General features: G+C 59.6%; 5 protein-coding genes. All 5 read left to right on the plus strand.

What is annotated here, in order from left to right:
* Positions 1-743 (plus strand): phosphate ABC transporter permease subunit PstC (pstC, locus tag PHX69_RS15580; protein ID WP_288044975.1); only part of this gene is annotated, 743 nt, incomplete at its 5' end.
* On the plus strand, positions 740-1621 hold the full coding sequence (pstA, locus tag PHX69_RS15585) for a phosphate ABC transporter permease PstA (RefSeq protein WP_288044976.1): 882 nt from the start codon (positions 740-742) through the stop codon (positions 1619-1621). The genes pstC and pstA, both read left to right, overlap by 4 nt.
* A 15-nt stretch (positions 1622-1636) precedes the next feature.
* Positions 1637-2434, plus strand: coding sequence for a phosphate ABC transporter ATP-binding protein PstB (gene pstB / locus PHX69_RS15590; RefSeq protein ID WP_119012779.1), 798 nt, complete (start codon positions 1637-1639; stop codon positions 2432-2434).
* A gap of 11 nt (positions 2435-2445) precedes the next feature.
* Complete coding sequence (gene phoU / locus PHX69_RS15595) at positions 2446-3147, plus strand: phosphate signaling complex protein PhoU (RefSeq protein ID WP_119012778.1); 702 nt, start codon at positions 2446-2448, stop codon at positions 3145-3147.
* A gap of 22 nt (positions 3148-3169) precedes the next feature.
* Positions 3170-3877 carry a phosphate regulon transcriptional regulator PhoB gene (gene phoB / locus PHX69_RS15600; protein WP_119012777.1) on the plus strand — a complete coding sequence of 236 codons (708 nt, stop codon included), beginning with the start codon at positions 3170-3172 and terminating at the stop codon, positions 3875-3877.
* Positions 3878-4015 lie beyond the last annotated feature (138 nt).

Consider the following 4015-nt stretch of genomic DNA (forward strand, 5'->3'; position numbering starts at 1 on the left):
TGATTTACGGCACGCTGGTCACTTCTTTCATTGCCTTGCTGGTGGCGGTGCCAGTGAGCTTTGGTATCGCTTTGTTCCTGACAGAGCTGTCGCCAGCCTGGCTCAAACGCCCCTTGGGCACCGCCATCGAATTGCTGGCGGCTGTGCCCTCCATCGTTTATGGCATGTGGGGGTTGATGGTGTTTGGCCCTATTTTGGCCACCTATGTTCAGCAACCCTTGCAATCTTTGTTGAGCGATGTGCCCTACCTGGGTGCTTTTGTCTCAGGGCCGCCGGTGGGCATCGGCATTCTGTCGGCAGGCATCATCCTGGCCATCATGATCATTCCGTTCATTGCGTCGGTGATGCGTGACGTGTTTGAAGTGACCCCGCCGCTGCTGAAAGAATCGGCCTACGGTCTGGGCTCTACCACCTGGGAAGTCGTCTGGAAGGTGGTGCTCCCCTACACCAAGACGGGCGTGCTGGGTGGCATCATGCTGGGCCTGGGACGTGCGCTGGGCGAGACCATGGCCGTGACTTTCGTGATCGGCAACATGAACCAGCTCAACTCCCTGTCGGTGTTTGAAGCAGCCAACAGCATCACTTCGGCTTTGGCCAACGAGTTCGCCGAGGCCGGCGAAGGTTTGCACCAGGCATCGTTGATTTACCTGGGGCTGGTACTGTTTTTCATCACGTTCGTGGTGCTGGCGCTGTCCAAGGTGCTGCTGGCCAGCCTCAAGAAGAACGAAGGAGCGCGCACATGACAACATCGCACAGCCTTTTGTCAGCGGCAGAGCAGGCGCGCCAACGCCAGGCGCGCTACAACAGCCGCAAGCGCGTCAACCAGATGGCCCTGACCCTGGCGCTGGCCGCCATGGCGTTTGGTCTGTTCTGGCTGGTCTGGATTCTGTGGGAAACCATTCGCCTGGGCCTGGGCGGCCTGAGCCTGGCCCTGTTCACTGAAATGACGCCACCACCCAATGAAGCTGGTGGTATCTCGAATGCCATTTTTGGCTCTTTTGTGATGGTGATGATGGCCACCTTTGTGGGTACGCCCATCGGCATCATGGCCGGTGTGTATCTGGCTGAATACGATACGCACGGCTGGCTGGCATCCATTACCCGGTTTGTGAACGACATTTTGTTGTCGGCTCCCAGCATCGTGATTGGCCTGTTTGTGTACGCCGTGGTGGTGGCGCGGTTCAAAAGCTTTTCGGCGTATGCCGGCATTCTGGCGCTGGCGCTGATCGTGATTCCGGTGGTGATCCGCACCACCGAAAACATGCTCCTGCTCGTGCCCGCCGGGTTGCGTGAGGCGGCCTACGCACTGGGTACGCCCAAGTGGAAAGTGATCAGCATGGTCACACTGCGTGCGGCGCGTGCGGGCGTCATCACGGGTGTCTTGCTGGGCGTGGCGCGCATTGCGGGTGAGACGGCACCGTTGTTGTTCACGGCGCTGAACAACCAGTTCTGGAACTCCGATCTCTCCAAACCCATGGCCAGCCTGCCCGTGACCATCTTCAAGTTTGCCATGAGCCCCTACGAGAACTGGCAGCAGTTGGCCTGGGCCGGTGTGTTCCTGATCACCGTGGCCGTGCTGGGGCTCAACATTCTGGCGCGTGTTCTGACGCGCCAAAAATAAGACAAGGACGATTGCATGCCTTCTTCTCTCCAACCAGGCGCAGCGGCGCCGACGCCCACCGAGTCCAAGATCACGGTGCGCGATCTCAACTTCTATTACGGCAAGTTCCACGCCCTCAAGGGCATCAATCTGGACATTCCTGCCAACAAGGTCACGGCCTTTATTGGGCCGTCAGGCTGTGGCAAATCCACGCTGTTGCGCACGTTCAATCGCATGTTCGAGCTGTATCCCGAGCAGCGCGCCGAGGGCCAGATCATTCTGGACGGCGAAAACCTGCTCACCAGCAAACAGGATGTGGCACTGATCCGGGCCAAGGTGGGCATGGTGTTCCAGAAGCCCACCCCCTTTCCGATGTCGATCTACGACAACATCGCGTTTGGCGTCAAATTGTTTGAAAGCCTCAGCGCCTCCGATATGGAAGAGCGCGTGGAGTGGGCGCTGCGCAAAGCCGCTTTGTGGAACGAGGTCAAGGACAAGCTCAATCAAAGCGGCTCCAGCCTCTCGGGCGGGCAGCAGCAGCGCTTGTGCATTGCGCGGGGCATTGCCATCAAGCCCGAGGTGTTGTTGCTCGACGAGCCGTGCTCTGCACTGGACCCCATCTCCACCGCCAAGGTCGAGGAACTGATCGCCGAGCTGAAGACCGATTACACCGTGGTCATCGTCACCCACAACATGCAGCAGGCGGCGCGTTGCAGCGACTACACGGCTTATATGTACCTGGGCGATCTGATGGAATTCGGTGAAACCGAGCGCATGTTCTTCAAACCCCAGCGCAAAGAAACAGAAGACTACATTACGGGCCGTTTTGGCTGACAGGAGACGGCATGACCGAAAAGCATCTTTCATCGCAGTTCGACAGTGAACTGAACAGTGTTTCTGCCCGTGTCATGGAGCTGGGGGGGCTGGTGGAATCGCAAATTCGCCAGGCCATCCATGCGCTGTCGCACTTCAGCCTGGAGTCTGTCAAGCAGGTGGCGGTCATGGAGAACCGCATCAATGCCATGGAGGTCGAGATTGACCAAGACCTCTCCACCATCATCGCCAGGCGCCAGCCCACCGCGCGCGATCTGCGTTTGCTGATGGCCTTTTCCAAGGCCACGGCCAACCTGGAGCGCATGGGCGATGAGGCCAGCAAAATGGCGCGCATGGTGCAGTCCATCATCGAAAGCGGTGCTTCGCGCTCGCTGCCCACGATGGACTTGCGCGTGGCGGCAGACCTGGCTTCGGGATTGCTGCGCAAGGCATTGGACGCGTTTGCCCGCCTCGATACCACTGCTGCGGTTGCCATCCTCAAAGAAGACGATTTGATTGACCAGGAATTTGACGGTTTTGTGCGCAAGCTCATCACCTACATGATGGAAGACCCACGCACCATCTCGCCCAGCCTGGACTTGCTGTTTCTGGCCAAGGCCATTGAGCGCATTGGTGACCACTCCAAGAATCTGGCTGAACTGATCATTTACCTGGTCAAGGGCATGGATGTGCGCCACACATCGCTCGATCAGATTGAGTCAGCATTACTCTGACCTTCCTCTTTGGCCTTGTGCGATGAAAAGACTTCCCCGCGTCCTGATTGTTGAAGACGAGCCCGCCATTGCAGAGCTGATTGCGGTCAACCTGCGCCACAACGGTTTTTCGCCGATTTGGTCGGAAGACGGCGACAGCGCCCAGCGCGAGCTGGACGCCATCTTGCCCGATGTCATCTTGCTCGATTGGATGCTGCCCGGCCAAAGCGGGCTGGCGCTGGCGCGCAAATGGCGTGCAGACAGCCGTACCAAGCCCATCCCCATCCTCATGCTGACCGCACGCGGCGACGAGCCCGACAAAGTGGCCGGGCTGGATGCCGGTGCCGACGACTACATCACCAAACCTTTTTCCACCCAGGAGCTGCTGGCGCGCATCCGTGCCGTGCTGCGCCGGCGCGCGCCCGAGCAGCTGAGCGACAGCGTCAGCATTGGTGTGCTCACGCTGGATGCAGCCACCCACCGGGTGACGTGCCAAGAGCAGCCGGTCAAGGTCGGGCCTACTGAATTCAAGTTGCTGCACTACCTGATGAAGCACCCGGAGCGCGTGCACAGCCGCTCGCAGCTGCTCGACAAGGTGTGGGGCGACCACGTATTCATCGAGGAGCGCACCGTGGATGTGCATGTCAAGCGCCTGCGTGAGGCGTTGGGCATGGCCGGTGCCATGGTCGAGACGGTGCGCGGTGCAGGCTACCGCCTCACGGCACAACCCAAGGCGTTGCTGCAAGCCTGAGAACGTCTCCACCCCCCCTTTCTCCTCCACCCACCGGGTAATTTCGCATGGCTTGGCGCATTCTTGTTTTTTCACTGAGCCAGGTGCTCGGGTTGCTGCTGGGCTGGTGGTACGGGGGCGCTTGGGGGGCTGCGGTGG

Origin of the sequence: Simplicispira sp., assembly GCF_028687295.1 — a bacterium.
Taxonomy (GTDB): Bacteria; Pseudomonadota; Gammaproteobacteria; order Burkholderiales; family Burkholderiaceae_C; genus Simplicispira; species Simplicispira metamorpha.

What these genes read in the sequence shown, in the direction of transcription:
- phoB (WP_119012777.1), top strand. Translation starts at nt 3,170, where the DNA reads ATGAAAAGACTTCCCCGCGTCCTGATTGTTGAAGACGAGCCCGCCATT.
- phoU (WP_119012778.1), top strand. Translation starts at nt 2,446, where the DNA reads ATGACCGAAAAGCATCTTTCATCGCAGTTCGACAGTGAACTGAACAGT.
- pstA (WP_288044976.1), top strand. Translation starts at nt 740, where the DNA reads ATGACAACATCGCACAGCCTTTTGTCAGCGGCAGAGCAGGCGCGCCAA.
- pstB (WP_119012779.1), top strand. Translation starts at nt 1,637, where the DNA reads ATGCCTTCTTCTCTCCAACCAGGCGCAGCGGCGCCGACGCCCACCGAG.